Genomic DNA, 1,171 nt, shown 5'->3' with positions numbered 1-1,171 from the left:
GGCGGTGGTCTTTCCTGCCCGAAGCTGAGCTTCGGCGGCGGAGGGCCGCCCATGGGCTACATCGGAATCGGTGGGGCCGGTGGGAGCGGCAGTCTCTACGTCAACGGCTCCGGTCGTGCGCCGACCGGATACACGCTTCCCAACTCGATCGGCCTTTGGTGAGGAGCAATTTCAATGAACAAAACCTCTCATCTTCTTTCCGCGACAACCGGCGTCGTTCTCGGCGCGATCGTCTTCGGCGCGTCACCCGCAAATGCGCAATTGGCTGTCTTCGATGCGACGTCGATCGCTGTTCAGCAGGCGCTGCAAAAGCTTCAGGACCAAGCCAACAATTTCTTGAACACGATCACGAGCCAGTTGGGTCTGAGTGGTCCTCTCGCGAGTCTGCTTGGCTCTAGCACCTATGGCGACGTCACGACATTGCTTCGCCAGGGCTTTACCCAAAACGCCAATTACTCGAAGGCGCAGGTCTCTGCCCAACGACAGATCGCCGACGCGTCGAATACCGCCATGGCGAGGTTCGAGCGCGACAAGCGAAACGCCGTGATCCGCGACGAGCATGTCGTCAGCCCATTGCATTGCGCTCATCTAGACAATGGCCAGACGATCACGGTCGGTGCGGGGCAGTCGTGGAAAGTCGCCACTGCGATCCAGACGGTCGCGGATCAACGCGGCGAGGCGGCGAAGGGAACGCCTTCCTATTATGGAGCCGCCCAGGCTGTCGAAGCGATCAATATGCTGCACTATTCGCGCTACTGTTCCGCGGACGAAGCGGCCGCGGGCCTCTGCCGCGCGTCGCAACGGGAAAATGCCGATCAACGCGCCTCGTCGCTATTCGGAACCGGGACCTATGACGGCCAGGACGGCGTCAATTCCGCCAATGATTTCGTCACCAATCTGATCCAGCCCATCGTGCCGACGGCGCAGCGGGGCGCGCAAATGACGTCGCTCACCGCCAAGGAAGCGTCGGTTCGGCGACGCCAATACGAGTCGCGCGTCTCGCTGGCGCGCAGCGTGCTCAACGAGGTCCTCGCCGCTCAATCGCCTTCGATTCCGCTCAACGCCGCACAGAAGCAGCAGATGCAGAACGAAGGTCTGACGGCCGTCGATACCGGCTCCTGGGTGCAAGCCCTGCAGCTCGACGTGCATCGCCGCTACAGCGACGTCAATT

General features: G+C 61.7%; 1 protein-coding gene. It reads left to right on the top strand.

Features of this window, described 5'->3' with window-relative positions:
* Positions 1 to 174: 174 nt before the first annotated feature.
* A partial coding sequence (locus A1351_RS05080) for a hypothetical protein (protein WP_064032404.1) occupies positions 175 to 1,171 on the top strand: 997 nt, incomplete at its 3' end.

The organism is Methylosinus sp. R-45379 (assembly GCF_001644125.1).
Taxonomy (GTDB): domain Bacteria; phylum Pseudomonadota; class Alphaproteobacteria; order Rhizobiales; family Beijerinckiaceae; genus Methylosinus.
The sequence above is the reverse complement of the archived record's forward strand: the minus strand, read 5'-3'. Positions and strand labels throughout refer to the sequence as shown.